Origin of the sequence: Kitasatospora sp. NPDC001261, assembly GCF_042896795.1 — a bacterium.
Lineage (GTDB): Bacteria > Actinomycetota > Actinomycetes > Streptomycetales > Streptomycetaceae > Kitasatospora.
Genome location: NZ_JBIAXP010000014.1, coordinates 45,080 through 71,466, shown reverse-complemented (window position 1 = coordinate 71,466; position 26,387 = coordinate 45,080). Strand labels below are relative to the sequence as shown.

The window sequence follows — 26,387 nt, the reverse complement described above, 5'->3', positions numbered from 1 at the left end:
TCGTTTCCGCTCGACCGGGCCCCTCCAGCCTCGTCTCAGGGCCGCTCGGCGAGCCGGGCGTAGCGCAGGGCGAGCCCGTCGAGCAGCGCCTCCAGCCCGGTCTCGAAGGCGCCCTCGTCCACCGTCCCGCGGTGCCCGGCCAGCCGGTGCGCCTCGCCGAGGTGCGGGTAGTCGGCCGCGTCGTAGACCTCGGCGTCGGCGGGGAAGCCGGCCGCGAAGGAGGCGAGCGCCGAGCCGGTGACGAAGTAGCGCATCAGCGCGCCGATCCTGGTCGCCTGACCGCGCGGCCACCCGGACTCGACCAGGTGGCCGAAGACGGCGTCGGCCAGCCGCAGGGCGTTCGGCCGGCGCCCGGGGCCCTGGGCGAGCACCGGGACGATGTTGGGGTGGGCGGCCAGCGCGGCACGGTAGGAGCGGGCCCAGTCGCGCAGCGCCTCCGGCCAGGAGCCCCCACCGGCTCCGGCAACCCCGGTGGTGCCGAACATCGACAGGTCGACCTCGCCGATGACGCTGTCCACCACCGCGTCCAGCAGCTCGTCCTTGGTGGCGAAGTGGTTGTAGAGCGAGGGCCCGCTGACCGACAGCTCGCTGGCGAGCCGGCGCGTGGAGAGGGCGTCCAGCCCCTCGTCGTCGATCAGCCGCAGCGCGGCGGCGACGATGCGCTCGCGGCTGAGCAGCGGGGTGCGTGGACGGGCCATCGCGGCGGGTGCCTCCGGTTCCTCCGGTCGGGTGTGCTGGGGACCGATTCTGGCAGGTGCCCCTTCCCAGCGCGGGCGGGGCGGGGCTACAGTCCCCCCATAAAACTTGCAGCGCTAGTTTAATGGGTCCGGCCCTGGGGTCGGGGCCCTGGACACCGGATTCGGGAGCCGCCGTGAACCTGGAGTTGTCCGAGGAGCAGAGCGCCGTCCGGGACCTCGCCGCCTCCTTCACCGACCGCGAGGTCGTGCCGCACGCCGCCGAGTGGGACCGCGCCGAGTCCGTCGACCGCGCGATCATCGGCAAGCTGGCGAAGGTCGGCTTCCTCGGGCTGACCATCCCGGAGGAGTACGGCGGCAGCGGCGGCGACCACCTGGCGTACTGCCTGGTCCTGGAGGAACTCGGGCGCGGCGACTCGGCCGTGCGCGGGATCGTCTCGGTCTCGCTCGGCCTGGTCGGCAAGTCGGTCAACGCCTTCGGCACCGAGGAGCAGAAGCGGCACTGGCTGCCCCGGCTCACCTCGGGCGAGGCGCTCGCCTGCTTCGCGCTCACCGAGCCGGGCACCGGATCGGACGCCGCCAACCTCACCACCCGCGCCGTCCGGGACGGCGGGGACTGGCTGATCAACGGCGCCAAGACCTTCATCACCAACGGCACCTGGGCCGACGTCGCCCTGGTCTTCGCCCGCACCGGCGGCGACGCGCCCGAGCAGCGGGGCCACCGGGGCATCACCGCCTTCCTGGTCCCCACCGACCTGCCCGGCTTCACCCGCACCGAGATCCACGGCAAGCTCGGCCTGCGCGGCCAGGCCACCGCCGGCCTCTCCTTCGAGGACGTCCGGGTGCCGGACAGCGCCCGGCTCGGCGAGGTCGGCAAGGGGTTCACGGTGGCGATGGCCGCGCTGGCCAAGGGCCGGATGTCGGTGGCGGCCGGCTGCGTCGGCATCGCCCGGGCCTGCCTGGAGACCGCCGTCCGCTACGCGGGCGAGCGCGAGCAGTTCGGCAAGCCGATCGCCTCGCACCAGCTCGTCCAGGAGCTGCTGGCCGGCATCGCCGTGGACGTCGAGGCGGCCCGGCTGCTCACCTGGAAGGTCGCCGACCACATCGACCGCGGCCTGCCGTTCGCCACCGAGTCCTCCGTCGCCAAGCTGTACGCCAGCGAGGCCGCCGTCCGGGCCGCCAACAACGCGCTCCAGGTCTTCGGCGGCTACGGGTTCATCGACGAGTACCCCGTCGGCAAGTACCTGCGCGACGCGCGGGTGATGACGCTCTACGAGGGCACCAGCCAGATCCACCAGCTGCTCATCGGACGCGCCCTGACCGGCGTCAACGCCTTCTGACGCCGGCCTGCCAAGCCGCCCTGCCCCGCCGCCTGCCCCGCCACCCGTTTCCCGAGAAGGAGCCCGACGACGTGCGTCCCGTCTACTTCGCCGCCGCCCGCCGCACACCCATCGGCCGACTGCGCGGTGCGCTCGCCACGGTCCGCCCGGACGACCTCTCGGCCACCGTGCTGCGCGCCCTGCTCGCCGACGTCCCCGCGCTCGACCCGGCCCGGATCGACGACGTCTACTGGGGCGCCGCCAACCAGGCCGGCGAGGACAACCGCAACGCCGCCCGGATGGCCGTGCTGCTGGCCGGCCTGCCGGAGACCGTCCCCGGGGCCACCGTCAACCGGCTCTGCGCCTCCGGCCTGGAGGCCGTCACCCTCGCCGCCCGGGCCATCGGCTCCGGCGAGGCGGACGTGGTGCTGGCCGGCGGCTGCGAGTCGATGACCCGCGCCCCCTTCGTCCTCCCCCGCCCCGACGAGGCGCTGCCGCACCGGATGGAGACCTTCGACACCCGGCTCGGCTGGCGGCTCACCAACCCGCGGATGGCCGAACTGCACGGCGTGCTCAGCATGGGCGAGACCGCCGAGGAGGTGGCCACCCGGTACGGCATCGGCCGGGAGCGCCAGGACGCCTTCGCGCTGCGCAGCCACCAGCGGGCCGGCGCCGCCCGCGAGGACGGGCACTTCGACGCGGAACTCGTCCCGGTCGAGCGGCCGGACGGCGTGACGGTGGGCCGCGACGAGGGCATCCGCGAGGACACCAGCCTGGCGAAGCTCGCCGGCCTCAAGCCGGTGTTCCGACCCGGGGGCACGGTCACCGCCGGGAACGCCTCGCCGATGAACGACGGCGCGGCCGGGCTGCTCCTGGTCGGCGAGGAGGCGCTGCACGACCTCGGGCTGCGGCCGCTCGGCCGGTACGTGGCCGGCGCCTCGGCCGGGGTGCACCCGGACGTCATGGGCATCGGCCCGGTCCCGGCCACGGCGAAGGTGCTCGCGCGGGCCGGCTGGTCGCTCGCCGACCTGGACACCGCCGAGCTGAACGAGGCCTTCGCGGCCCAGGCGCTCGCCTCCGCCGACGGCATCGGGTTCAGCCCGGAGCGGGCCGAGGAGGTGGTCAACCCCAGCGGCGGCGCGATCGCGCTCGGCCACCCCCTGGGCGGCTCCGGCGCCCGCATCCTCACCACCCTGCTGCACCGGATGCGCCGTACCGGTGCCCGGCGCGGTCTGGCCACCATGTGCGTGGGCGTGGGGCAGGGTACGGCCGTGCTCGTCGAGAACGTCTGACGACCGGCGCCCCCCGTCCGTCGATCCACACCTCTGTCGATCCACAACTCTGTTGGTCCACACCTCTGTTGATCCAAACCTCCGTCGGTCCGAGCCTCCAGGGCCCGGACCGACCTTCAACCTCCAGACTTCCGAGGAGTTCACATGACGCGGTTCGCGGGGAAGGTCGCCGTGGTGACCGGCGCGGCCCAGGGCATCGGGGCGGCCACCGCCCGCCTGCTGGCGGAGGAGGGCGCGGCGGTCGCCGTCGTCGACCTCACCGCCGAGCGGGCGGCCGGGACGGTCGCCGAGATCACCGCCAAGGGCGGCACCGCCCGGGCGTACGGCTGCGACGTGGCCGACTACGACGCCGTGGAGGCGGTGTTCGCGCAGGTCGCGGCGGACCTCGGCGGGGTGCACATCCTGGTCAACAACGCCGGGATCACCCGGGACAACCTGTTCTTCAAGATGCCGAAGGCCGACTGGGACGCGGTGCTGACGGTCAACCTGACCAGCGCGTACAACTGCAGCCACGTCGCGCAGAAGTACATGGTGGCGCAGAAGTACGGGAAGATCGTCTCGCTCAGCTCGCGCTCCGCCCTCGGCAACCGGGGCCAGGCCAACTACGCGGCCGCCAAGGCCGGCATCCAGGGCCTCACCGCGACCCTGGCGATCGAGCTCGGGCCGTTCAACGTCAATGTCAACGCCGTCGCGCCCGGGTACATCGCCACCGCGATGACCGCGGCCACCGCCGAGCGGGTCGGCAGCAGCGCCGAGGAGCACCAGACCGAGGTCGCCGCCCGGACGCCGCTGCGCCGGGTCGGGCAGCCGGAGGAGGTCGCCTCGGTCGTCGCCTTCCTGGCCAGCGAGGAGGCCTCCTACGTCAGCGGGCAGACGCTGTACGTCAACGGCGGAGCACGCTAGGCGGTTGTCTGACGTGTCGTCATGTCGCCGTCCCGGGTGGGGGGTTACTTTCCCCTGGGACGGCCTTTACCTTTTCGCGTGGCCGAGTATGACCATGTCCTTGATCACATGGCCCCACCAAATGACTATGGCATGATCATGCAGCTCTCGATGGGATGGCCGCACCGACCCGACCGAACCAGGTCGGGCCCTGCGCCCCAAGGAGTCCCATGGGCAGCCCCGCCACCCTCCGCCGCGCCCTGGCCCTGCTCGCCGTGGGGGCCACCGCCCTCACGGCCGGTACCGTCGCCGTACCGGCCGCCGGCACCGCGATCGCCGCCCCCGCGCACGATCTCACGGGCGTCCACGTCCGCCCCGCCTCCTTCGGGCACCACAACGCCCAGGGCCGCCCCGCCCCGCTGAGCACCACCCAGTGCGTCAGCCAGGTCGGTATCCACTGCTACTCGCCGCTGCAGTACCGGACCGCCTACAACCTGGACCCGCTGTACCAGGAGGGCATCACCGGCAAGGGCCGCACCATCGTCATCGTCGACTCCTTCGGCTCGCCGACCATCCAGCACGACCTGGAGGTCTTCGACAAGCAGTGGGGCATCCCGGACACCAACGTCGAGGTGGTCAAGTGGGGCAACGTCCCCACCTGGGACCCGAAGAACCCCGACCACACCGGCTGGGCCGGCGAGACCACCCTGGACGTCGAGTACGCCCACGCGATCGCCCCCGACGCGCACATCATCCTGGTCGAGACCGGCGTCGCCGAGACCGAGGGCACCACCGGCCTGCCCGAGATGATGGACGCCGAGAAGGCCCTCATCAAGGCCGGCCGCGCCGACGTCATCTCGCAGAGCTTCGGCGCCACCGAGAACACCTTCCCGGGGTACGACAAGGGCGACTTCAAGTCGCTCACCGACCTGCGCTACGCCTTCCAGGCCGCGGCCGACCACAACGTGACGGTGCTCGCCGCCTCCGGCGACAACGGCGCCACCGACGCCCAGGAGAACGGCACCGACCTGTACCCGTACAAGGTCAACTCCTGGCCGTCCTCGGACCCGCTGGTCACCTCCATCGGCGGCACCCAGCTCACCCTGGACGACAAGGGCAACCGCACCGCGCCCGACAAGGTGTGGCACGACAAGTCCGGCGCCGGCGGCGGTGGCGTCTCGGGCATCTTCGAGCGTCCGTGGTACCAGGCCGGCGTCGCCAACGTCACCGGCAACCACCGCGGCACCCCGGACATCAGCATGAGCGCGGCCGTGGACGGCGCCGCCTGGACCTACGAGTCCTACGACCCGACCTCGGTCGGCTGGCACCTCACCGGCGGCACCAGCGAGGCCACCCCGCTGTTCTCGGGCGTCGTCGCGCTCGCCGACCAGCTCGCCGGCCACCGCCTCGGCCAGCTCAACTGGCGCCTGTACGGCATGAACCTGCTGCCGAGCAAGTGGAGCGGCATCGTGGACGTGAAGCAGGGCGACAACGGCTGGAACGGCGTCACCGGCTACAACGCGACCGAGGGCTACGACCTCGCCAGCGGCCTGGGCACCATCGACGGCGCGAAGTTCGTGCACGCGGTCGCCGGTCGGTGAACCGGCGGGTCACCGGGTGACGGGTGACAAGTAACAGATAACAGACGACAGCGGACAGATTTTGAAATCTGTCCGCTGTTCGCTGTTTTCCGTCTGCTGTTATCCGTCAGCTGTCGCCCGCCGACCGCCGGCTGTCAGCCGGTCGCGGCCAACTGGGCGAGGTAGCGCTCGGCGGCGCGGAGCTTGCGGCCGTCGGGGCCCGGGAGGTAGGCGCGCAGTTCGATGATCTCCGGGGCGATCCGGATGGCCTCCGCACGGTCGGCGATCGCGCGCCAGCAGGCCTCGGCGTTAGTGGCCGCCCGCTGGGTCTCCACATGGTCCGGGCCCTGCGAACGGAGCAGGGTCAGCGCCACCTCGCGGTAGATGTCCGCGGCCTCGGCCGACCGGCCCGCGAGCCGGCAGACGTGCGCCCGGACCTGCCGGACCTGCAGCACCGGCTCGGAGACGGCACCGTGCTCGGCGATCGCCTCCAGTTCGAGGGCGAAGGCCAGGTCGGTGGCGGCGGCGTGGTCCCCGGCCTCGGCGCTACGGACGATCCGTCCGATGACCTCGCGGTAGTCCGCGCGGGGCGTAGCGGCCGCCGCTGCCTCGTCGGCTGGGGCGTCGGCAGGGACGTCACTCGGGGCGGGCGGCGCGTCGGCGGGAGCGTCCTCGGCCGGCGCTTCGTCCTGCGGCACGGCGTCGGCCGGCACCTCGTCAGAAGGTGTCCCGTCCACCGGAACGACATCGGCGGGAGCCTGCCCGGCGGACTCCTGCTCGGCGGGCGCCTCGTCCGTCGGCACGGACTCCACCGGGACGGCGTCCCTGGGCTCCTCCGCGGCCTCGGGAGCCTCCTCGACGACCTCCCCGGCAGCGCCCTCGGCTGCCTCCTCGCTCGTCTCCTCCGCTGCCTCCTCGGCCACCGGCTCGGCCACGGTCCCGACCGCCTCCGCCGCAGCTTCGGCGGCCACCGCGGCTTCCTCCTGCGGGAGTTCGGGCTCGGCGACGGCACCGTCCACCGGCTCCGGCCGGGACTTGAGGAGCGTGACGCCCGCCGGGGACGCGCCGCCCTCGGGCACGGTGTCGGCCGGGGCGGGCTTGCGCAGGGTCACGCCTGGCGCCTCGACGCTCCCGCCCGCCTTCTGCAGGCTGACCGGGCGGGCCGGCCGCGGCGGGGTGGGCGGTACGCCCGGCTTGACCAGGCTGACCGGACCGCCCGCGGCCACCGGAGACCCGGCGAACGCAGCGGACCCGACCGCCCCCGCCGACCCGGCCGACGACGCGGGCGCCCCGGCCGGGGCCGCTACCGGCCATTCGGGAGCGGCGTCCCGGGGCTCCGCCGGACGCGGCAGCGGCGCCGTCGGCGCCACCGGGGGCGGCGGCGCGTCGGAGGGCGCCGTACCGGCGGTCGGCAGCGGTGCCACCTCGGCCGGCAGGCCCTCGCCGCGACGGGCGGTGTTGCGGAAGAACGGCCGGTCCGGGGCGTGCGTGGCCAGGATGACCACGTCCGGCCGCAGCACCGAGTACACCTGCTGACGCAGCTGCTCCGGCGCGAGCACCTCGCCCGCGCCGGGCCGCCCGCCGTGCAGCGCCTCGATCAGGGCGCGGGTGAAGGTGCCGATCTGTTCCGGGTCCGGGCTGACCACCGCCCAGAGCGGGATCCCCTCGCTGAGCGGCGAGACGGTGCCCTGGAGGTACGGCCAGGCGTTCTGGTCGGCGCTCAGGTCGGCGATGACGAGGGTCTGCCACTCGGCCGGACGGTGGCTCAGCTCGGCGGCGACAGCCTGCCAGGGGAGGCCGTCCTGCTTGGCGTCGCGCAGGGTCAGCTGGAGCTGCCCGCCGCGCTTGTCGGCGACGACGTGGCCGCCCAGGTGGATCAGCAGCGGTCCGGGGTGCCGGGAGGCCGCGCGCAGGTGGGCGAGGACGGTGTGCGGGTCCCCGGCGCCGGGGAGGTGGACGGCGTCCACCGCGTCCGCGGCGAGCAGCACCTGCGGCGAGACGGCGGCGAGCATCGCCGAGAGCACGGGTGCCTGGGTCGGTCCGCCGCGGCCCCAGGTGCGGCGGCCGGACGTTCCGTACCCGCCCTCGATGACCAGGATCCGTCCGCGCGGCGCGGCTCCGAGCCCGCCCGCGCCGACGGCGGCGCTCGGCGCCGCGCTCTGGACCGGGAACGGCGGCGGGGTCGCCGTGGACGCGGCCCCGGCGGCGGGCAGCCCGGTGAGGGTCCATCCGGTGGGCGGGACGGGCGGTGCGGGCGGCGGCGCGACCGGGGGAGCGGCCGGGGGCGCCGGCGGCGGCTCGTACAGCGCGGCGGGGCCGGGCGGGTGCTCCTCGGCCGGGAGGCGCGGGGGCGGCGGTACGGCGTCCCAGGGACCCGAGCCCCCGGCCGGGTCGGGACCTCCGGAAACCGCTGTCGTCTCCGCCATCTCCTGGTCACCGCCCCGCCCCGCCGCTCCCGCGGCGTCTGATGCCCTCGACTGCGTGGTGCCTGCCACCACACTCCGTGCGCGCCACCCTACGAGATCCCGGCTCGCCCGTTCCAGGCCGGGTGGCCGATCGGCGCGCCACACCGCCCGCGCCGCCCGCTAAGGTGCCGTCATGATCGATACCGATCGCCCGCTGCTCTTCCTCGACGTGGACGGTCCGCTGATCCCCTTCGGGGACCCGCCGCCGGGCGGCTACCCCGTCCACCGCAGCCCGCACGTCCCCTCCGGCACGACTCCGGGCGGGAACCCGCTGATCTCCCGCGTGGACCCGGAGTTGGGCCCTCGGCTGCTCCGCCTGCCGGCCGAGCCGGTGTGGGCCACCACCTGGCTGGAGGACGCCAACGAGTGCCTCGCACCCTGGCTCGGCCTGCCCCGACTGCCCGTCGTGGACTGGCCGGTGGACGACGCGGAGGACGCGGACACCGCGGACGCCACGTACCCGCCGCAGGGCCTGCACTGGAAGACCCGCACGCTGGTCGCCTGGGCGGGCGGGCGGCCGTTCGCCTGGGTGGACGACGAGATCACCGGGGCCGACCGCCGCTGGGTCGCCGCCCACTCCCCCGCCCGCGCCCTGCTCCACCGGGTCGATCCCCGACGCGGGCTCACCGAGGCGGACTTCGCCGCGCTGGACGCCTGGCTGCGGACGGCCTGACTACACTGCCCCGCCATGGAACCCGTCGCCGGAACACCGTCCCGCTGGCATCTGGCCCTGCACGGCGGGGCGTTGGTCGAGCTGTGGGCGGACGGGTACGGCGTCGAGGGCGGGACGTACGTGTTCAGCTCGCTCGTCCGGGCGACGGCGGAGGAGCAGGAGCAGGTCGAGGTGGTCGCGCGGACCCCGGCGGATGACCGGCGGGTCCTGGTGGCCGTGGCACGGGTTCCGGAGGCCGTCGTCCAGGACGTCCACTCGGCCGCCGAACCGGCGCGCGACGGCACCTGTGCCTGCCGGCCCTTCTCCTGGGAGGAGTGACCGCTCCCGGAAACCCGTCCGGCCACCCCTGGAACAGGAGTGGCCGGACGGGCGGTCGCGGCGTCAGGAGCCCGCGAGCAGGTCCCGCAGCAGGGCGACGGTGTCGGCGTCCAGGTCCCGGCCGGTCCGGCGGCTGAGGGCGTCCAACCGGTTGACGGCGCGCAGGAGTTGGTCCCGGGCGCCGGCAGAGGCGTAGGCGTAGAAGAGGTCCCGGTGCAGCAGTTCGACGTCCGGGGCGACGGCGAGGCCGCGGAAGACGGCGGCCTCGGCGCTGCGGTGGTCGCCGTACTGCAGGCGGCGGGCGGCCAGTTCGTGGGCCGTGTCGACGATCGCCGCGATCATGTCCTGCCGCTCGGCCTCGGCCCAGCCGTACGAGGCCGGCGGGGCCTCGGCGAACGGCGCGCCGCGGACCAGGGCCAGGGCGTGGGCGAGGGCCGCGTCGGCGGTGGCGCTGGTGCTGCGCATGCCGCGCCGGTAGAGGCCGCGGAACTCGTCCCAGTCGCAGGTGACCGCCGGGGCGAAGGAGTAGCCCTCGGTGCCCTCGGTGGGCAGGAAGACGCGGCCCTCCGGCGAGGTGCCGAACCAGGCCGCCAGGTCGGCGAGTTTGGCCGGCAGCGGGCTCTCGGAGCCGGCCGCGGTGGGGTGCGGGTCGAGGTGCGCCGCGCCGGGGTGCAGGTCGTGGTCGAGCGCGTGGCGGTCGGACCCGGGGCGCAGCGCCAGGTAGACGGCCAGTTCGGTGAGCCGGGGCAGCGCGCCGGGTGCGGCGGCGCCGAGGACTCCCGCGACGTCCACCGGGCCGAGCAGCCGGATCCGGGGGGCGTTGCGGGGGGCGTGCGCCTCCGGGGAGCGGAGGATGGCGAGCAGGTCGTCGCTGTCGCTGCGGCCGGGCGTCGTCCGGGCGACCGGGGCGACGGCGGCGGGGCCGGGCTGCTCCGTACCGACGGCCTCGGCGGCTTCGACGGCCTCCGCGGTCTCCGCCGTCCCGGCCGGTCCGGTCCCGAGGGCGACGGCAGCCTCGGGAGCGGCAGCGGCAGCGGGAACGGGCTCGGTCGACGGCACAAGGCCCTCGGCCGTCTTCGACGCGGTCGGCTCCGCCACGACGGGCTGCGGCACGACCGGCTGGACGGCGAGCACGACCGTCGCCGTGGACTCCGAGCCGGTGTCCCCCGGCCCGGCCGTCCCCTCGTCCTCCGCCAGGCCCGGCCGGCGCAGGTCGCGGGTGGTCTCGTCGGTCGCCGCCTGCCGTCCCTGCCCGTTGACGGCGAACCGCGCGGGGCCGGCCGGGGCAGGCGCCGGAGCCGGAGCCGGACTCGACGCCGCGGGCGGCAGCGCGGCAGGGGTCGGAGCGGGCGCCACCGGATCGGTGCCCGCGAACGGGCTGGCGCCGGTGCCGATGACCCGGGCGAGCAGCCGGGGACCGGCGGCCGCGCCCTCCTCCGCCCCGCCTGCCGAAGCCCCGCCTGCCGAAGCCCCGCCGACGGAAGTCCTGCCGGCGGAAGCCCCACCGACGGAGGCCCCGCCGGTCGAAGCCCCGCCGACCGGAGCCGCGGCAGCCGGACCTCCGCCGGTCGAAGCCCCGATGGCCGGGACCGCCACGGCGGCCGAGGCCCCGACGGCGGCCAGCACCGGGACGGCGGCGGGCAGTTCGGTGGTGTCGGTGTCGTCCTCCGGCCCGTCCAGCGTCCAGGCCGGGGCCGGGTGCTGGGTGGTGTCGTCGGCGACCCGGAGCAGCTCGGCGACCTGGTCGTACTGCCGGTCGCTGAGCCGCTGCAGCTCGACCGTGAGGTGCAGGCCCGGGATCGCGGCCTGGCCGGAGGCCGGCAGGGTCCAGCGGGCGACCGGGCCGGTGCCGCGCTCGGGGGCGCGGGTGATGACGGCGACGCAGGTGCGCGGACGGGCGTCGAGCAGGCGTCCGAGCTCGGCCGGGACGTCCCCGCCGGGCTGGTGGGCGCAGAGCACGATCTCGGGCGTCCAGGACTCGTCGGCCTGGCCCCGGCTGCGGGCCTCGCGCGGGCTGGTGGCCTCGGCGGCGACGAGGGTGGCGCGGGCCTTGGCGGTGCGCGGGCCGAGGGCGGCGAGCGCGGCCTCCAGGGTGGGGTGGCGGTGCACGCGTTCGGCGGCCGGGCCGCTGATCGGCACCTCCTCGGCGAGGTCCACCAGGTGCAGGTGGAGCCGGTCGGCGAGCGGGCTGTGGGCCAGTTCGACGGCGAGGGTGCGCAGCACGTCGCGGGCGTCGTCCGGGTGGCCGGACAGGTGGAGCAGCCGGACGGCCTCCAGGTCGGCGAGGACCACCGAGCCGTCCGGCGAGGTGCCGAGGGTGACCAGCGCGGGGTAGGGCGCGGCAGTCTTCCGGGCCTGGCCGGGGCTGAGCAGGTCGCCCGAGTCGGCGCTGCACCACCACACGTTGGCGGCGTGCGCGGCGCGGAACGGCGCGATCGGGGTGGCCGGTCCGGACAGGTGCAGTTCGATGGTCCGGCCCGGGGTGATCCGGGCGGCGACGATGGCGGGCAGCCGCTTGCCGCCGCGCACGGTGTTGCGGGCCAGGGTGCGCAGGGAGCGGTCCAGCAGGTCCAGTCCGGCCTGGTCCTGCCGGGCCATCAGCTCGTTCTCGAAGGCGGCGGCCTCGGCCTCGGGCATCGCGATGCGGTGCCGGGGGCGGCGGGCGCGCTGCTGGGTGCCGCGCTTGTGGGCGACGGCGCCGACCATGACGGCCGCGAGCAGGACGCCGACGGTGGAGGCCGAGAGGGCGACGGTGTAGTCGTCGCTGGGGGCCGGGTCGGCGTGCGCGGCGGGGGCGGGCGCGTGGGCCGGCGCGTGCGTGGGCGCGGGCGCCGGGGCCGACTGCGGCGCGCCCGGCGCGGGAGCACCCGGCGCCGGAGCCTGGTCGGCGGGGGCCGGCGCTGGGGCCGGGGCCTGGTCGGCCGGAGCCTGATCAGCGGGAGCCGGTGCGGGCGCCGGTGCGGCAGCCCCCGCCCCCGGGACGGTGAGCACCATCCCCGGCACCACCACGTCCGGGTCGGTCAACTGCGTCCCGTCCGGGGCCTGCGCCCCCTTGTTCGCCTCGAACAGCTTCGGCCACTGCTCCCCGTCCCCCAGCTCCCGCTGGGCGATGGCCGACAGGCTCTCCCCGGTCTGGACGGTGACGGTCCGCTGGCCGCCGGAGCCGGCCGCACCGCCCGCGCCACCGGGCCCGCCGGCCTCCGTCCCGGACTGCGGAGCGCTCTGCGGCGTCTCCTGTGGCGCGCCCTGCGCCGGGTCGCCCGAGGGGGCCGGGGCGGGCGGCGCCGGCGTCCTCGCCTCGTCCGGCTTGGCGTCCGCCGGCATCAGCAGCTCCCAGCCGGGCTGGATCGGCCGGTCGGCGTCGAAGCGGATGCCCGAATCGCCCATCACCCGGCCGTCGTTGAGCTTGGCGATCTCCACCCAGCGTTCCCCCGAGCCCAGTTGGCGCTCGGCGATGGACCACAGGCTGTCGGCCGGCCGGGCGTCCCGGACGGTGTACGTGCTCTGCTGCTCGGCGGCCGGTGTCAGGGCCGGCGCGGCCTGCGCGGCGGGCAGTGCGGCGCGCTGCACGCCCGGCGTCAACTGCGCCTGGACGACCGGGCTGTGGTTCGGCTCGGGGACGGCCGCGAAGGCCGAGCCGGCCACCGGGAGCAGGGCGAGCACCGAGCCGACCAGCCCGGCGGCGAGCCGCTGGCTCCAGCCGAAGGCCGGGATGCGGCGGGCGATCCGGCCGCGCAGCTGGGCCGGGATCTCCAGCAGGACGGAGAGCGCGAAGCAGGCCCAGGCGATCCAGCCGACCACCACCAGCGCCCAGAGGAACAGGCTTCCGTCGTCCGGACTGGTGAGCGCCTCGCCCACCCCGCCCGAGGCGACCTCGCCCATCCCGGCGACCGCGTCGGTGCCGTACAGCAGCAGCGCGGGGACGCCGAACAGCAGCGCGAGCAGGGCGACCAGCGCGCCGAGCGCGGTGATCACGGCGCGGCCGCGGCCACGGGGTGGTCGGGGCGCCGGGGCGGCGGGCCTTCGGGCACCGCCGGCCCGATGGGACGTCCCGGCCCGGCCGTTGGGGGCCTGGCCGTTTCGGGCCTGGGCGGTACGGGCCTGATCCTTGGCACGTGGCGCGGCCATCAGTCGGTCTCCGCTTTCTCTACTCCGTGGACGAGGGTCGCACTGCCCTTGCCCGTAACCTTCCGCTCCCCGAGGGCGCCCAGCAGGACCGGGCGGTAGTCGGCCTGCACGGTGACGGTGACGACCTTGCCGTCACCGGAGAACTCGATGCCGCCCGCCCGCAGGCCGTACAGGCCCAGGTAGGCGTCGGCGGCGTCCCGCACGTACTTCTCCTGGACCTTGAAGCCCTTGCCCTGGAGGACGGCCGCCCGGTCGAGCTGCTGGCCGCCGACCCGCGCGGCCTCCAGGGCGTAGGCGTCGGTCCGCTCGGCGACCCGCAGCCGGCCGCCGGCGTCGATCACCAGGGCGATGACGAGTACGACGTAGGCCGCGCAGATCGCCACGAAGAGGGCCACCGCGCCCCGGTCGGACCGGCGCGCCGACAGCCGTCGCCGCAGACGGCTCACCACTTCCGTCCCCTCCCCCCACTTCGCACGACGCTCTCCCCACCGGCCCCCACCGGGCGCCGCTCGGTACCGTTCCGCCATCCCCCGAGCGCTCTCCGCTTGCGTCTCCCCCGCACGGGCCGTCTCCAATCCCCTGTCTTCCCGGTGACGGCGCCGCGCGCTGTCATGTGCCCCGGTAACGGTCCACCACCGAGGTGAACTCGCCGACGAGGTGCTTCGTCACGGGTATCCCGGACGGTCCGCCGAGCAGGTCGGCCAGCTCCACGTCGCAGACCACCGTGACGGTGACGGTCGTGACCGGTCCGCCGGGCAGGTTCAGCTCCCCCTTGCCGACCCGCACGTCCCCGTCGCGGCACCACACGCCCTGCTGGCGCAGCGTCGCGAGGGCGGAGTCCCTGGCCGGCTGGTCCATCCCGTCCACGCTGCGCTGCAGGGAGGCGGTCCGGGCCCCGGCCCGGGCGGCGGCCTCCACGGTGCCGGCCGTGGTCTGCACCCGTCCGGCGGCGACGGCCAGCAGGACCAGCCCGACCACCCCCGGCACGACGATCGCCGCCTCGATCGCGATCCCGCCCCGGTCCGGCCTGCGCGGTCGCGACCGGAGCCCCGACCACCGCCGCCGTGGGCCCGGTGTCCGCAGCGCGTCCGTCACGGTGTCACCGCCGGCGGTACGAAGCGCTCGCGGGGCGCCTCGGCGAACTGGGTGATGTCGGGCGCCTTGAGCCCGGGTATCAGCAGCGGCGGGGTCAGCCGCACGGTGACCCGGATGGTCTGCGCCGTGCTGCCGTCGGTCCGCACCGTGTACCCGTGCACGCCCTGCCGGTCGAGGAAGTCGCGGGCCTGCCGCTGGGCGGCCTCGTTCTTCTCGCCGTCCGTCGCGCTGCCCTGCACCCGTCCGGCGTCCACGCCCTCGCGGGCGGCCGTGAGCGCGACCTGCCGGTCGTACCACCACAGCGCGGCCTGGACGACGAGCAGGACGAGCAGCAGGACGACCGGGAAGACGATGGCGAGACTCACGCTCATCGACCCCCGGTCGCCCCTGCGGCGGAGAGCGGCACGCATCACGGGGTGGCGCCGCCCGCGCCGCCCGCTCCGCCCGCACCCGGCATGTTCGGGTCCTGCTGGACCTTCTTGACGACCTTGTCCTTCAGCAGGTAGAGCGCGGTCGCCACGGCACCCGCGACGAAGACCAACGCGATGATGGCGAGGGCGAGTTCGATGCTGATCGCACCGCGGTCGCCGCGCGCGCGGGCGGCCCGCAGCCGGCCGAGCCGCAGGGTGAACAGCAGGAGTGCGAACTGGACCGGTAGCAGGACGGGGCGCAGCACCCGGTCTGCCAGTTGGACGAGTCGTACGGTCATCGGGTCTCTCCGGAGGGACGTGGCGGTGTGGTGTGGTGTCGACTGCTCTGGGACGGCTGTCAGTTGAGCATCTGGTGCAGCGCGGGGAAGACGATCAGGACGGTCATCAGCAGGGTCAGGGCGGCCCCGGGCGCGACCATCCGCTCGCTGTCGGCGTTCGCGCGGGCGAGGTCCTCGGCGAGCAGTTCCCCGCGCAGGCCCTTGGCCCGGGCCCGCAGGGTGTCGTACACGGCGGCGCCGTCGTTGCCGGACAGCCGCATGATGTCGGCCACGTCCTGGAGCGGGCTGAGCCCCAACTCCTCGGCCAGCGCGTCGAGTCCGGCCCACGGCGGGAGCCGGTCGGTGGCCGCGCGCTCCAGCGCGTCGCGGATCCGCCGGAACACCGCGCCCCGCCCGACCGCGGCGGCCCGGCGCAGCGCCTCGGCGGGGCCGCAGTCGGCGGCCCGCTCCATCGCGACGAGCTCCAGGTAGGCGGCGATGCCGTGCAGGTACTCGGTGCGCGCCTCCTTGGCCTCGCCGCGCACGACGGCGTCCGGGACGAACCAGAGCAGTCCGGCCAGCAGCGGCCCGGCGACCAGCGGCAGGGCGAACGGCAGGCCGACGCCCATCAGCACGGCCATCGCGCCCAGGTAGGCGGGCAGCAGCAGGCCGAGCGCGGAGAACAGCAGCTTGTGCACCATGAACCGGGCCGGGGTGCGGCCGATCAGGGCGAGCTCGCGACGCGGGACGGAGACCCCGCGCAGGTGGACGGACCGCTCGCCGATCCGGTCGTACCAGCGGGGCCGCTCGTCCGGGTCCTGCTCGCGGTCGGCGGGGGTGGCGTGCAGCCGGTCCAGCGCCTGGCGCAGGTCCGGTGGCGCCGGCCGCAGTTCGGCGACCAGCAGGGCGAGGCCGCCGGCCGCGGCGGCGCCGGCCAGCACGGACCAGGGGGAGATCATCGGACCTCCCCGAGCTGCTCGGCCGGCTCCGGCCCGGTCGGCGCGGCGCTGGTCCGCCGTCCGCTCCTGCTGCGCCGGTCGGGCGTCAGCAGCCGGGGCACCGGCGGGTGGGAGGCCAGCGCCCGCATCCAGGCGATGATCGCCACGAACAGGGCGGCGACCACGGCGAGCACCACCTGGCCGAGGAGGGTCCCGTACGGCCGGGTGTACTCGGTGTTGAAGGAGCCGACGGTGACGACCAGCACGATGATGCCGACCAGCCAGCGGATGGTGGTCCGGTGCTTGGCCCGGTCGGCCTCGATGGCGCGGCGCTGGCGGACCTCCTCGCGCACCGAGTCGGCCATGTCGGAGAGCGTGCGGGCCAGGCCTGGGCCGCTGTCCCCGGCCCGCAGCACGAGCGCGGCGAGCACCTTGTCGGCGGTGGCGTCGGCGAGGCTGTCGGCGAAGGCGCGCAGCGCCTCCTCGGGCCGCCAGCGGGCCTGCAGCCGGGCGGCCAGCTCGCCGATCTCGTCCTCCAGGGCGGCCGGGGCGGTGCGCCGGCTGGTGACGATGGCCTGGTTGAGGCCGACCCCGAGCAGCAGCACGTCGGCGATCCGCTGGGTCCACTCGGAGAGCGCCTCCAGCCGCTCGATCCGGTGGGTGTCCGGGCGGGTGGTGTCGAACAGCCAGGGCAGGCCGAAGACGGCCAGCGGCACCAGCAGCGCGGTCAGCGGGATGCCGCTGAACAGCCAGGCCAGCGGCGCGCCGGCGAGCGCCAGCGGCAGCTGGACGCGGCGCAGCCGCACCATCCGGTGCCCGGCCGTCCCGGGCGCGCCGTACCAGAACACGTGGAGCCGGCCGGCCAGCGGGTTGACCGCCCGCTCGGCCTCGTCCTCGTCGACGGGCTCGCTGCCGCGGGCCCAGAGCGCCAGGGCGACCATGCCGCCCGCGACCGCCAGCCCGCACAGGGCGAAGAGCAGCATCACCGGGTGCCACCGCCGATCCGCAGCTGCAGCGGGGTGGCCCAACTCCCGTACCGGGAGCCGAGCAGCGAGGCGTCGAAGCCGGCCCGGCGCAGGTCGTCCAGGCACTGCGGCGGGGTGTGCGGGACGGCCCGCGGCTCGCCGAGGTCCGGCCGGGGGCCGAAGACGGTGTTCAGCGCGGGCCGGCCGCTCTCCCCGAGGCCGGTGACCTCCAGGACGTGGGAGACGAAGCGGTGCCGGCGGCCGCCGACGGCGGTCTCGTCGACCATGGTGACGTGCACGATGAGGTCCAGGGCGTTGGCGGTGAGCCGGTAGGCGAGTGAGTCGGTCATGTGCGAGCCGTACTCCAGGCAGAGTTCGGCGATGCGGTCGACGACCATGTGCGGGCCGCGGGCGTGCAGGGTGCACATCGAGCCGCCCTCGCCGTTGGTCATCACCCGCAGCATCGGGACGACCTCGCCGGAGCGGACCTCCCCGACGATGATCCGCGAGAGCGTCATCCGCAGCGCGGCCGGGATGAGGTCGCCGAGGGTCAACTCCCCGGCCAGGCGCCCCTCGACGCGCTCGCCGTTGCCCTCGCGGGCCTCCATCGGGACGACCTGGCGCAGGTGGCCGAGGGTGTGCAGCCAGAGTTCGAACTCCGACTCCAGGGTGCCGATCCGCTCGTCCGGCGGGATCTCGGCGGCCATCGCGCGCAGCAGGCTGGTCTTGCCGACGCCCTGGGTGCCGGTGATCATCACGTTCTTCCGGGCCCGGATCGCGGCGGCCAGGAAGGCGGCCAAGGTGGCGTCCAGGGTGCCGAGTTCGACCATCTCGGGGAGCGTCGCGGAGGCCACCCGGTGGCGCCGGATCGCCACGTACGGGCGGGGCGTCACCTCGGTGAGCGCCTGGAGGCGCATGCCGCCCTCCAGGCGCAGCGCGAGGGTCGGGCTGGCGGTGGACAGGCTGCGCTCGCCGCCGCCGTGCTGGCGGGCCAGGTCCTGGAGCAGTTCGACGAGTTCGGCGTCGCTGTCGGCCACCGGCGGTACCTGGCGCAGGGGTTGGTGCACCTTGGAGACCCAGACGTCGTCGCAGCCGTTGATCAGGATGTTCTCGATCTCCGGGTCGTCCAGGTAGGGCTGGAGCCGGCCGGCCCGGAACAGCAGGTCGAAGACGGCCTCGGCGAGGGCGCGATCCTGGTCCCGGGTGGGCGGGATGCCGTGGGTCTGGGCGTACGCGTCGGACCACCGGGCGACGGCCTCCTCGATCAGCGCCCGGCCACGCTGGCGGCGGGTGGCGCGGTCCGGCTCGGAGCCGGAGGAGAGCGTCAACCGGGTGATCTGCTGGTGCAGTTCGGCCGCGACCTGGCGCTTGAGCTCGCGGGCGACCTGTGGGTCCACGGCGGGCCGGGTGGCGGAGCCTCGCAGGTCCAGCGAGGGCAGCTGGGAGGGCACCGCGGTGGGCCCGGCGGCCGCACCGGGCGGGACGGGCTGCGGCGCGACGGGCTGCGCCGGGCCGGGCTGGGGCGCGACCGGGCCGGGCTGGTACCCGTGCGCCGGGGCGACCGGACCGGTCACCGGCGCGGGCCCGGGCACCGGCCCCGCCCAGGGCAGCGCGGCCGGATCGGCGCTGGGACGCTGGTGCAGGGGGCTACCGCGCACGGAGCACCTCCCCGGGGTCGTGCGGGTACGGCCCGTTCACGTTGTCCTGACTGTCTGTCACAAACGGCTGCTGGAGCGGGTACTGGTCGTCCGGATCGCCGTACGGGGCGGACTGGACGTGCGCCGGGAACGGCGCCGGCGCGGCCGGCTGCGGCGCCAGCCCGGCCAGCGGCGCCACCGGTCCGGTGGTGATCACCGGCGGAGCGGGCTGCGGCGGGGCGTACGAGGGCTGCTCGCCCTCGGCCGTCCCGTAGCCGGAGCGGCCGGGCCCGGAGCGGCCGTGGGCCGCCGCACCGTACGGGCCCGGCGGGTACGGTCCCTGCCCATGCGGGGTCTGCGGGTACGGGCCCTGCGCCTGCGGGCCCGGCGCGTACGGGGTCTGGCCGTGACCGCCCTGCCCGTACCCCGGCCGGCCGCCCGGACCGTACGCCGACTGCCCGTACGGGCCCGGCGCGGGCGCGGGCATCGACGGCTGCGGCGCCATCGGCACGGGCGGGGTCGGTATCGGCGGGGCCGGGGCCTGGGCCGCCGGCATCGGAGCGGCCGGGACCGGCGGCGTCGGCACCGCCGCCGCGACCGGGCCCGCCACCGGGCCGCCCGCCGTCAGTTGGGCGGGCGCCGCGCCCGGCGCGAGCCGCTGGCGCCGGCGGCGGACCAGCAGCTGCACCTCGTCCGCCGCCGAGCGCGCCGTGCGCATCAGCTCCGAGCGGATGAACCGCCGGTCGGTGGTGTCCCCGCCGTCGGAGAGCACCTTCGCCGTCCGGGGGGCGTGCGGCAGCACCCCGAGCACCGGCAGCCCGAGCTCCCGGGTCACCTCCGCCCGGGCGTACGGCCCCTCGGCGACCAGCAGCAGCCCGAGCGCGTCCGCGCCGGTGCCGGCGGCGGCCAGGTCCTCGGTCAGGGCGGCGAGCCGGGGCCGGACCGCGCTCAGCCCGCGCAGCGTGGTGCGCACGGTCGCCACCACCGCGTCGGCGCGGCGGGCCAGCACCGCGCTGTGGCCGGTGGCGCCGGAGCGGCCGAGGTCCACGATCACGTCGTAGCCCTGCTGTTCCACGCCGTGCAGCAGTTCGGCGAGCGGCTCCCAGGTGTAGGCGAGGCCGGGCGCCTGGGTGGGGTCGGTCAGCCCGGGCAGCAGCAGCCGTTCGGCGTTGCCCTCGGGCGAGAGGTCGATCAGCTGCTCCCAGATGGTCTGCGCGAGCAGCCCGCGCCGGTCGGCGACGGCCAGGTTGCGCAGCCCGTACACCGCCTCGACCCGGCCCTCCAGGGCGCCGGCGAGCACCGCGCCGCCGTCCGGGTCGGCCTCGACCAGCAGGATCCGCCGACCGGGCGGCAGCGGCCAGGACAGCAGCAGTGCCAGGGCGGTGGTGGTGGCTCCCGGTGCGCCCGGGCCGCCGACCACCGCGATCACGGCCATCAGGCGCCGCCCGTCGCGGCCGGTCCCCCGGACGTGGCGGCACCCGGCGTGGTCGCCCCGGGGGTAGGAGCGGCGGGGGCGGGGGCAGCCGAGGGCGCACCACTCGGCGCCGGGTTCGGCGCGGCGCCGCCCGCCGCCCCGCCGCGCGGCGCCAGCAGCACCTGGATCCGCCCGCTCGCCACCCACTGCGCCAGCCGGGGCCCGTCCGCGGTGCCGACCGCCACGTCGATCACCTGGCTGCCGTCGGTGTCCACCCGGCCGACGGTGATCACCGTGGCGGGCAGCGAGTCGGCCCGGCCGTTGTCGGGGGTGAAGACGACGACCAGCTGCACGCCGGGCTGGAGCCGGCTGGCGGGCAGCTGGCTGCGCTTGGCCGACACCCCGACCACGATCTGCCCGGGCTGCACCGACAGTCCCTGCGCGAGGTCGGCCCCGGTGAGCATCGCGCCGCGCTTGAGGTCGGTGGCGGCCCGCATGCCGACGGCCTTCGTCCGGTCCTGGGCCGCCAGCGGGTGCAGCGCCGGGTCCCCCGCGATCCGGGCGACCACCAGGTCGTCCTCGGTGATCACCTGCCCCCACGGCACGTCCCGGGCCAGCGCCAGCACCGCGACCCGCTGGCCGGTGCTGTTGTAGAGGACGGCCCCGCCCAGCCCGCCGGCCGCGATCAGCGCGACCGCCATCGCCAGCACCGCCGGGCGCCGCCGCCGCGCCCGCATGGTCCGCCCGGGCGCGTGCGGCAGCCCCCGGCCCTTGCCCGGGCCGCCCTGCTCCGGCTGCTCCGGGAGTGCCACGGACGCCGCCGCGCCCGCGGAGGTGCCGGATCCCGGCGTCGCGAACGTACGGTTCTCCACCGGGTTCCGCCCTTCCCTCGTTCGTCTCTGGCTCGTCCGGCTCGTCCGGCCGGTCTGGCTCTTCTGGCTGGTCAGTGCGCGGATCGCCGCGCCGGCGCGCTCAGTTGAGCACCTGCATCTCGGCGACCTTGAGCTCGAAGGGCTTGCTGCTCTGGTTGATGCCCGGGATGGTGAACTTCCGCGGGTTCGGCCCGCCGGTGACCACCACGGCGGCCTCCCAGTGCATCGTCACCGTGGCGCTGAAGACGCCGTTCTTCTCACGGGCCGAGCTGGTCCTGAACTCGTAGCCGCAGTCCGGGGACTTCGCGTCGCCGTACGCGGGGACGTACGGCGTGCCGGGCGTGGTGCAGGAGGTCTGGAGGTGGTCGCCGAAGCTCCAGTCCGCCTTCACCAGCCGGGGCGTGACGGTGACCGAGATGCCCGCGACCGACGCGTTGCCCGGTGCGGGCAGCGCGGCATCGTCCGCCCAGAGCCAGACCGGGGCGTTGACCACCGCCGTTTTCTGGGGCGCGGCCCGGCCCACCGGGGGCCGGAAGCGGACCCGGTCGTAGGCGGTCTGGATGGCCGTGGCCTCCGCGTTGACGTTCTGCCCGTCCGGCGAGGTGGGCTCGAAGACGACCTCGGCGCCGCCCAGGCCCCCGTCGGTCTGCGGGCAGACCTTCGTGTAGAGCGATCCGTCCTTCGGGTCGTGGCCGCCCCAGGCCGGGTCGCCCGCGGCAGGCGGGTTGTCCAGCGGGCGGAAGTAGCAGCCCTTGTCGCTGCTGAACCAGCCCAGCTGGGGGTCGTGGCAGGCCCAGGGGACGTCGTGGTAGCTGCACAGCTGCGGGCCGGTGCCCGAACCGCCGCCACCGCCGGGCTTCGATCCGCCGGGCGTCGTGGTCGTCCCCCCGGAATTGACGTCCACGCAGATCACGTTCGGGTAGCACTGCTCGGCCCCGCCGCTCGGCGGTTCGTCCGCGGTCGCACCCACCGCCGAGGACAGCAGCAACCCGGCCGACATCGACGCGACGACCGAGATTCGCCGGGCCGGTTTCCGCGCGTTCAGCATGTCCGATCCACCTCCCGTTTGAAGTCGTAGATCAACCAATGTGCTTGGAACCAGCGCAGGGAAGCGGTTCCGACGTACCGGTTCAGGCGTGCTCCGGGATCCTTGGCGGCCCCGGTGACGGCATCGACGCGGTGCCAGCCGGACAGGTCGACGCAGTCCTCGATCACGGCGGTCTGCGGATCGGCTTTCAGGTCGACGGTCTTGACCACCGCGGAATTGCGCGGCGTTCCGGTCATCACCACTTTGGCGTCGCGCAGTTGCCGGAGGCTGACCAGGCTGTCGGACAGCGCCCGACCGGAGGAGTACTGCTCCAGTCCGTAACCGTCCGAATCCGACCGCCCGAACACCTCGGCCTGGGCCTGCCACCAGTCCTGATACGCCTTCAGAGCCAGCCGTGCCATGGCCCCTTCCGGACCGCTGGTCGGCGCGATCGAATCGTTTGCCGAACCACTCGAAGGAGTTAGCGGGTTCACTCCCGCGACGGTGGGCGCGGCCGACCCGATGCGATCGACGGAACCGCCCGCACCACCGCCCGCACAAGCACCGAGCAGCAACACCAGAACCGCCCCACCGACCCCAACCGCCCCAGGGCGCAACACATTTCCGCGCTGCCGCATGGCCCCACCTCATTGCGACCGACCTGATCCGTGATCCACGGCCGCCAGGAGAATTCCGCCGTCCCACCGGTGTTTCCGCTGGGGATCGATTCTTCGCCAACCCACCCCATCACGGCAACACCTCAGGCCCCCTGACCTTACGCGGAAGGCGGTTCCGTCGGGGCACTTTCCCGCCACAGAACGGCCAACAGTTCTTCGGAAAGCGACAATCCGGCCAATGCGCCCCGAACCGCGGCCCGATTGCGCATCAGGAGCCGCCCGGCGTGCGGCGGAACGAGCAGGCGCGCGCCAGGCGCACCCGAACTACCGGCCGGTTCCCCGCCGTCCGTCAGCGCGGCCACGGCCGGCTGGAGATCGAGCGGGGAGACGGCCGCGGGGGCACCCGGGACGCCCTCGCGCAGGACGGTGGTCAGGGCCCGGCTGAACGAGCCCTCCCCGCCCGGCAGGACGGCGTCCCGGCCGCGTCTGCCCGGGGCGTAGCGGCTGCCCGGGCTGTAGCGGCCGATCCGGCCCCACAGCGGGACCCGCGAGTAGCTCAGCAGTTCGCCCGCGCCGTCCTCGCCGCGCTCCAGCGCCGCCCAGGCGTCCCGGTCGACCGCCGCGTCGACCAGCAGCAGCGCCTCCTCCTGGTCCCCGTGCACCATCGCGCTGACCACCCAGTCCCAGGCCAGGCCCCGGCGGTAGGCGTTGTCGGCGGTGCTGCCGGCGGTGACCAGGGCGAGCCGGCGGCCCCGCGGATCGGCCACCAGCTGGCCGACCAGGCAGACCAGCAGCCAGCGGCCGGGGTGCAGGGCGGCGTCCCGGACGGCGGTGAGCATCGCGTTGGCGTCCGCGTCCGGCGGCACCGTGGTGACCCGGCAGCCGGCCGCGCCGGTGTCGAAGCACATCCCGGGCAGCACCTCGGCGAGCAGCCGGGCACCGTCCGGCGCGAGCGCCGCACCCCCGAAGGCCCGGTCGGGCCCGCCGTCCGCCCCGATCACCACCAGATCGACCCCGCCCGCCATCCGGCCGTCCCCCTCCTGCACCATTTCTCCACCCGCCGGGCAGGCTACCGCCCCGGACGGCCGCCGACGGGGCTCCCGGCCCGTCCGCTCAGGGACCATGGGCCCTATCGATGCGGGCACCGACCGAGGACGATCGGACGCATGGAGCGTGAGGACCGTGTGGAGACCCTGAGCGAGGCCGAGTGCCTGCGGCTGCTCAGCACCGTGCCCGTCGGGCGCGTGGTGTACACCGAGCACGCGCTGCCGGCCGTCCTGCCGGTCTCCTTCGAGGTCCTGGACGGGCGGCTGGTGCTCGCCGTACGCCGGGGAAGTGCCACCGCGCGCGGGCTGGACGGCACGGTGGTGGCCTTCCAGGCGGATCTGCTGGACCCGGTCACCCGCACCGGGTGGAGCGTACTGGTGCACGGGCGGGCCGACGTGGTGAGCGACCCCGAGCAGGTCCGGCGGGTGCTGCGCTCCGGCCTGCGGCCGTGGGTGGGCGATCCGGAGCCGCTGTTCGTGGCGCTGGTGCCGGAGCTGGTGAGCGGCCGCCGGCTGTTCCCGACCGGACCGGGCGCCCCGGGGCGCCAGGCGCGACGGCCGACGGGCGCGGGGCCGACGAGCGCGGGGCCCGTGAGGACCGGCCCCGTGAACACCGGTTTCCCGCTCGGCTCCTGACAGATACCGATGGGTAGGCATACGCTTCCGGCGTCCTGATCCCTCCCCGGGTCCGTCCCCCACCAGGAGCGCACCGTGACGACCTTCGCCTCCCTCGCCGAGCTGACCGCCGCCGTCGGCACCGAGCTGGGCACCAGCCAGTGGCACACCATCGAGCAGCGGCAGATCGACCTGTTCGCCGAGGCGACCGGTGACCACCAGTGGATCCACGTGGACCCGGAGCGGGCCAAGGAGAGCCAGTTCGGCTCGACCATCGCGCACGGCTACCTGACCCAGTCGATGATCCCGGTGCTCGCGAAGGAGTGCTACGCCGTCGAAGGCGTGCGGATGGCGCTGAACTACGGCTCCGACAAGGTGCGCTTCCCCGCGCCGGTGCCGGTGGGCACGGCGGTCCGGGCCACCGCCGAGCTGCTCTCGGCGACCGAGGTGCCTGGCGGGGTCCAGGCGGTGGTGCGGTTCACCGTGACCAGTGAGCAGAGCACCAAGCCGCACTGCGTCGCGGAGACGATCACCCGCTTCTACGCCTGACGGAGGGCGGACCGACGGGCGCGCGGGCCCGCGCTCCACTCGGCGCGGGCCCGCGCCGGGCCGAACCCGGGCACCGGCCCGGGCCGCCCTCCCCGGGTACGCCGATTGGACCGCGCGGGGCTCTCCACCAGGTCCGGACGGCCCACGGCGAGTAATCTCCGACGAGATGGTTGTCGTGTCGCAGCAGCCCCACCCGCCGCTGTGCTGCGCGCCCCGGCACGCCCGGTAGCCGTGACCGTCCCTGGAGGAGCCGTGCCCCGCCCCGCCCCGTGGTTCTCCCGCCTCGCCGGTCTGACGTCGCAGCTCGCCCCGCCGTCCGCCGGCCCCGCGGCCGAGCGCGCCGCCCCCGGGCTGGCCGGACTGCCCCGGTCCGCCTGGCACCGGATCCGGACCGACGCCTTCGGCGCCGAGCCCCGGGGCGAACGGCTGGCCCGCATCCGCCGCTCCCCGCACTTCGCCGACGGCGCCTTCCGCAACCCGGTGCCGACCCGCCGCCTGGTGTACGAGCGCAGCCCGCTGGAGATCCCCCGGGCCCAGCTGACCGGGGACAAGACCCGCCGGACGCCGACCGCCGCCGTCCCGGTGCACCGGCTGCTCCCCGTCGACCTGGCCGCGCCGCCCCGGTCCGGGCTGCGGCTGACCTGGCTGGGGCACGCCACGGTCCTGGCCGAGATCGACGGACGGCGGGTGCTGCTCGACCCGGTCTGGGGAGAGCGCTGCTCCCCCTTCTCCTGGACCGGCCCCAAGCGGCTGCACCCGGTGCCGCTGCCGCTGTCCGAACTCGGGCCGGTGGACGTGGTCGTGATCTCCCACGACCACTACGACCACCTCGACATGGGCACCGTCCGGGCGCTGATCGGGACGGGCGCGGCGTTCGCCGTCCCGCTCGGGGTCGGGGCGCACCTGGAGCACTGGGGCGTACCGGCCGAGCGGATCGTCGAACTGGACTGGTGGGAGTCGGCCGAGGTCGCCGGGCTGACCCTGACCGCCACCCCGGCCCGCCACTACTGCAGCCGCGGGCCGCGCACCAGCACGCTGTTCCTGTGGGCATCCTGGGTGGTGGCCGGCGGCGGACGGCGGATCTTCCACAGCGGGGACACCGGCTACTTCCCCGGCTTCGCCGAGATCGGCCGCCGGCTCGGCCCGTTCGACGCGACGATGATGCAGGTCGGCGCGTACAGCGACTTCTGGCCCGAGGTGCACATGACCCCCGAGGAGGGCGTGCGGGCGCACCTGGACCTGGGCGGCGAGCTGCTGCTGCCGATCCACTGGTGCACCTTCAACCTCGCACCGCACCCCTGGGAGGAGCCCGCCGAGCGGGTGGTCACCGCCGCCCAGACGCTCGGCGCCCGGCTCGCGGTGCCCCGCCCCGGCAAGCCCTTCGAACCGGCCGCCCCGCCCGCCCTGCGGCTGTGGTGGCGCGCCGTCGCCGCCGGCCCGCACGGCGTCCCGCCGCTGGTCGGCGAGCGGCCGGAGGAGGCGGTGGCCGGCCCGGGGGCGGCCGGGGCGCGCGAACAGGCGACGACTTTCAGCGAACAGATTTCAAAATCTGTTCGCTGAAAGTTGTCTTCT

Annotated in this window: 24 protein-coding genes; 9 read left to right on the top strand and 15 right to left on the bottom strand. The window is 75.5% G+C overall.

From position 1 onward, the window contains the following. Positions 1-35: 35 nt before the first annotated feature. Positions 36-698 carry a TetR/AcrR family transcriptional regulator gene (locus tag ACFY4B_RS19950; protein ID WP_387969396.1) on the bottom strand — a complete coding sequence of 221 codons (663 nt, stop codon included), beginning with the start codon at positions 696-698 and terminating at the stop codon, positions 36-38. A 173-nt stretch (positions 699-871) separates the two neighbouring features. Between ACFY4B_RS19950 and ACFY4B_RS19945 the strand changes: the two genes are divergently transcribed. From ACFY4B_RS19945 to ACFY4B_RS19930, 4 genes are all read left to right on the top strand, one after another. Then, entirely contained in the window at positions 872-2,035 is a 1,164-nt protein-coding gene (locus tag ACFY4B_RS19945; protein WP_387969394.1) for an acyl-CoA dehydrogenase family protein, read from the top strand. Between the two features lie 71 nt (positions 2,036-2,106). Next, the gene (locus tag ACFY4B_RS19940) at positions 2,107-3,306 is read left to right on the top strand and encodes an acetyl-CoA C-acyltransferase (RefSeq protein WP_049655525.1); all 1,200 of its coding nucleotides are present in this window, start codon (positions 2,107-2,109) and stop codon (positions 3,304-3,306) included. A 144-nt stretch (positions 3,307-3,450) separates the two neighbouring features. Further along, complete coding sequence (gene fabG, locus ACFY4B_RS19935; protein ID WP_049655523.1) at positions 3,451-4,209, top strand: 3-oxoacyl-ACP reductase FabG; 759 nt, start codon at positions 3,451-3,453, stop codon at positions 4,207-4,209. 209 nt (positions 4,210-4,418) lie between these two features. Then, complete coding sequence (locus ACFY4B_RS19930) at positions 4,419-5,789, top strand: S8 family serine peptidase (RefSeq protein WP_049655521.1); 1,371 nt, start codon at positions 4,419-4,421, stop codon at positions 5,787-5,789. 134 nt (positions 5,790-5,923) lie between these two features. Here ACFY4B_RS19930 and ACFY4B_RS19925 read toward each other — a convergent pair whose 3' ends face one another. Next, on the bottom strand, positions 5,924-8,194 hold the full coding sequence (locus ACFY4B_RS19925) for a hypothetical protein (protein ID WP_387969391.1): 2,271 nt from the start codon (positions 8,192-8,194) through the stop codon (positions 5,924-5,926). Positions 8,195-8,366: 172 nt separating this feature from the next. On the opposite strand from ACFY4B_RS19925, the gene ACFY4B_RS19920 reads away from it, so the two are divergent. Both ACFY4B_RS19920 and ACFY4B_RS19915 read left to right on the top strand, forming a co-directional pair. Continuing rightward, entirely contained in the window at positions 8,367-8,906 is a 540-nt protein-coding gene (locus ACFY4B_RS19920; protein ID WP_387969389.1) for an HAD domain-containing protein, read from the top strand. A gap of 15 nt (positions 8,907-8,921) precedes the next feature. After that, positions 8,922-9,224 (top strand): hypothetical protein, encoded by a 303-nt coding sequence (locus tag ACFY4B_RS19915; protein WP_063780422.1) that lies wholly within the window; start codon positions 8,922-8,924, stop codon positions 9,222-9,224. Between the two features lie 63 nt (positions 9,225-9,287). Here ACFY4B_RS19915 and ACFY4B_RS19910 read toward each other — a convergent pair whose 3' ends face one another. The 13 genes from ACFY4B_RS19910 to ACFY4B_RS19850 all read right to left on the bottom strand — a co-directional run bounded on the left by ACFY4B_RS19910 (position 9,288) and on the right by ACFY4B_RS19850 (position 23,654). Beyond that, entirely contained in the window at positions 9,288-13,199 is a 3,912-nt protein-coding gene (locus ACFY4B_RS19910) for a LysM peptidoglycan-binding domain-containing protein (protein WP_387969386.1), read from the bottom strand. Between the two features lie 152 nt (positions 13,200-13,351). Then, complete coding sequence (locus ACFY4B_RS19905) at positions 13,352-13,801, bottom strand: hypothetical protein (RefSeq protein WP_380664591.1); 450 nt, start codon at positions 13,799-13,801, stop codon at positions 13,352-13,354. 160 nt (positions 13,802-13,961) lie between these two features. After that, a complete protein-coding gene (locus ACFY4B_RS19900; protein WP_143204636.1) occupies positions 13,962-14,339 on the bottom strand; it encodes a pilus assembly protein in 378 nt (125 codons plus the stop codon). Between the two features lie 104 nt (positions 14,340-14,443). Further along, a complete protein-coding gene (locus ACFY4B_RS19895; RefSeq protein WP_234348625.1) occupies positions 14,444-14,818 on the bottom strand; it encodes a TadE/TadG family type IV pilus assembly protein in 375 nt (124 codons plus the stop codon). Between the two features lie 38 nt (positions 14,819-14,856). Further along, positions 14,857-15,156, bottom strand: coding sequence for a hypothetical protein (locus ACFY4B_RS19890; RefSeq protein ID WP_117492592.1), 300 nt, complete (start codon positions 15,154-15,156; stop codon positions 14,857-14,859). 59 nt (positions 15,157-15,215) lie between these two features. Continuing rightward, positions 15,216-16,094, bottom strand: coding sequence for a type II secretion system F family protein (locus tag ACFY4B_RS19885; RefSeq protein WP_049658133.1), 879 nt, complete (start codon positions 16,092-16,094; stop codon positions 15,216-15,218). Next, the gene (locus ACFY4B_RS19880) at positions 16,091-17,056 is read right to left on the bottom strand and encodes a type II secretion system F family protein (RefSeq protein ID WP_387969382.1); all 966 of its coding nucleotides are present in this window, start codon (positions 17,054-17,056) and stop codon (positions 16,091-16,093) included. The genes ACFY4B_RS19885 and ACFY4B_RS19880 overlap by 4 nt, the downstream gene beginning before the upstream one ends. Beyond that, positions 17,056-18,696 (bottom strand): ATPase, T2SS/T4P/T4SS family, encoded by a 1,641-nt coding sequence (locus ACFY4B_RS19875; RefSeq protein WP_387969380.1) that lies wholly within the window; start codon positions 18,694-18,696, stop codon positions 17,056-17,058. Before ACFY4B_RS19875 ends, ACFY4B_RS19880 begins: the two co-directional genes overlap by 1 nt. Continuing rightward, complete coding sequence (locus ACFY4B_RS19870) at positions 18,686-20,110, bottom strand: hypothetical protein (protein WP_387969377.1); 1,425 nt, start codon at positions 20,108-20,110, stop codon at positions 18,686-18,688. The genes ACFY4B_RS19875 and ACFY4B_RS19870 overlap by 11 nt, the downstream gene beginning before the upstream one ends. Next, entirely contained in the window at positions 20,110-20,961 is an 852-nt protein-coding gene (locus ACFY4B_RS19865) for an SAF domain-containing protein (RefSeq protein ID WP_117492594.1), read from the bottom strand. The genes ACFY4B_RS19870 and ACFY4B_RS19865 overlap by 1 nt, the downstream gene beginning before the upstream one ends. 100 nt (positions 20,962-21,061) lie before the next feature. Further along, positions 21,062-22,009, bottom strand: a complete 948-nt coding sequence (locus tag ACFY4B_RS19860) for a hypothetical protein (protein ID WP_049658834.1) — start codon at positions 22,007-22,009, stop codon at positions 21,062-21,064. Next, positions 22,003-22,626 carry a hypothetical protein gene (locus ACFY4B_RS19855; protein ID WP_147409328.1) on the bottom strand — a complete coding sequence of 208 codons (624 nt, stop codon included), beginning with the start codon at positions 22,624-22,626 and terminating at the stop codon, positions 22,003-22,005. Before ACFY4B_RS19855 ends, ACFY4B_RS19860 begins: the two co-directional genes overlap by 7 nt. A gap of 137 nt (positions 22,627-22,763) precedes the next feature. Then, entirely contained in the window at positions 22,764-23,654 is an 891-nt protein-coding gene (locus ACFY4B_RS19850; protein WP_049658838.1) for a hypothetical protein, read from the bottom strand. 117 nt (positions 23,655-23,771) lie between these two features. On the opposite strand from ACFY4B_RS19850, the gene ACFY4B_RS19845 reads away from it, so the two are divergent. The 3 genes from ACFY4B_RS19845 to ACFY4B_RS19835 all read left to right on the top strand — a co-directional run bounded on the left by ACFY4B_RS19845 (position 23,772) and on the right by ACFY4B_RS19835 (position 26,375). Then, positions 23,772-24,287: a pyridoxamine 5'-phosphate oxidase family protein gene (locus ACFY4B_RS19845; RefSeq protein WP_387969374.1), complete on the top strand. Its 516-nt coding sequence runs from the start codon at positions 23,772-23,774 to the stop codon at positions 24,285-24,287. Between the two features lie 75 nt (positions 24,288-24,362). After that, a complete protein-coding gene (locus ACFY4B_RS19840; RefSeq protein ID WP_387969371.1) occupies positions 24,363-24,815 on the top strand; it encodes a MaoC family dehydratase in 453 nt (150 codons plus the stop codon). Positions 24,816-25,166: 351 nt separating this feature from the next. Then, positions 25,167-26,375 carry an MBL fold metallo-hydrolase gene (locus ACFY4B_RS19835; RefSeq protein WP_387969737.1) on the top strand — a complete coding sequence of 403 codons (1,209 nt, stop codon included), beginning with the start codon at positions 25,167-25,169 and terminating at the stop codon, positions 26,373-26,375. Positions 26,376-26,387: the final 12 nt, after the last annotated feature.

Bases quoted from the DNA above. Each gene is read 5' to 3' on its own strand.
- ACFY4B_RS19895 (WP_234348625.1), bottom strand. From the start codon at position 14,818: ATGAGCGTGAGTCTCGCCATCGTCTTCCCGGTCGTCCTGCTGCTCGTC.
- ACFY4B_RS19950 (WP_387969396.1), bottom strand. From the start codon at position 698: ATGGCCCGTCCACGCACCCCGCTGCTCAGCCGCGAGCGCATCGTCGCC.
- ACFY4B_RS19890 (WP_117492592.1), bottom strand. From the start codon at position 15,156: ATGACCGTACGACTCGTCCAACTGGCAGACCGGGTGCTGCGCCCCGTC.
- ACFY4B_RS19880 (WP_387969382.1), bottom strand. From the start codon at position 17,056: ATGCTGCTCTTCGCCCTGTGCGGGCTGGCGGTCGCGGGCGGCATGGTC.
- ACFY4B_RS19845 (WP_387969374.1), top strand. From the start codon at position 23,772: ATGGAGCGTGAGGACCGTGTGGAGACCCTGAGCGAGGCCGAGTGCCTG.
- ACFY4B_RS19930 (WP_049655521.1), top strand. From the start codon at position 4,419: ATGGGCAGCCCCGCCACCCTCCGCCGCGCCCTGGCCCTGCTCGCCGTG.
- ACFY4B_RS19920 (WP_387969389.1), top strand. From the start codon at position 8,367: ATGATCGATACCGATCGCCCGCTGCTCTTCCTCGACGTGGACGGTCCG.
- ACFY4B_RS19860 (WP_049658834.1), bottom strand. From the start codon at position 22,009: ATGCTGAACGCGCGGAAACCGGCCCGGCGAATCTCGGTCGTCGCGTCG.
- ACFY4B_RS19925 (WP_387969391.1), bottom strand. From the start codon at position 8,194: ATGGCGGAGACGACAGCGGTTTCCGGAGGTCCCGACCCGGCCGGGGGC.
- ACFY4B_RS19915 (WP_063780422.1), top strand. From the start codon at position 8,922: ATGGAACCCGTCGCCGGAACACCGTCCCGCTGGCATCTGGCCCTGCAC.
- fabG (WP_049655523.1), top strand. From the start codon at position 3,451: ATGACGCGGTTCGCGGGGAAGGTCGCCGTGGTGACCGGCGCGGCCCAG.
- ACFY4B_RS19855 (WP_147409328.1), bottom strand. From the start codon at position 22,626: ATGCGGCAGCGCGGAAATGTGTTGCGCCCTGGGGCGGTTGGGGTCGGT.
- ACFY4B_RS19870 (WP_387969377.1), bottom strand. From the start codon at position 20,110: ATGGCCGTGATCGCGGTGGTCGGCGGCCCGGGCGCACCGGGAGCCACC.
- ACFY4B_RS19885 (WP_049658133.1), bottom strand. From the start codon at position 16,094: ATGATCTCCCCCTGGTCCGTGCTGGCCGGCGCCGCCGCGGCCGGCGGC.
- ACFY4B_RS19850 (WP_049658838.1), bottom strand. From the start codon at position 23,654: ATGGTGCAGGAGGGGGACGGCCGGATGGCGGGCGGGGTCGATCTGGTG.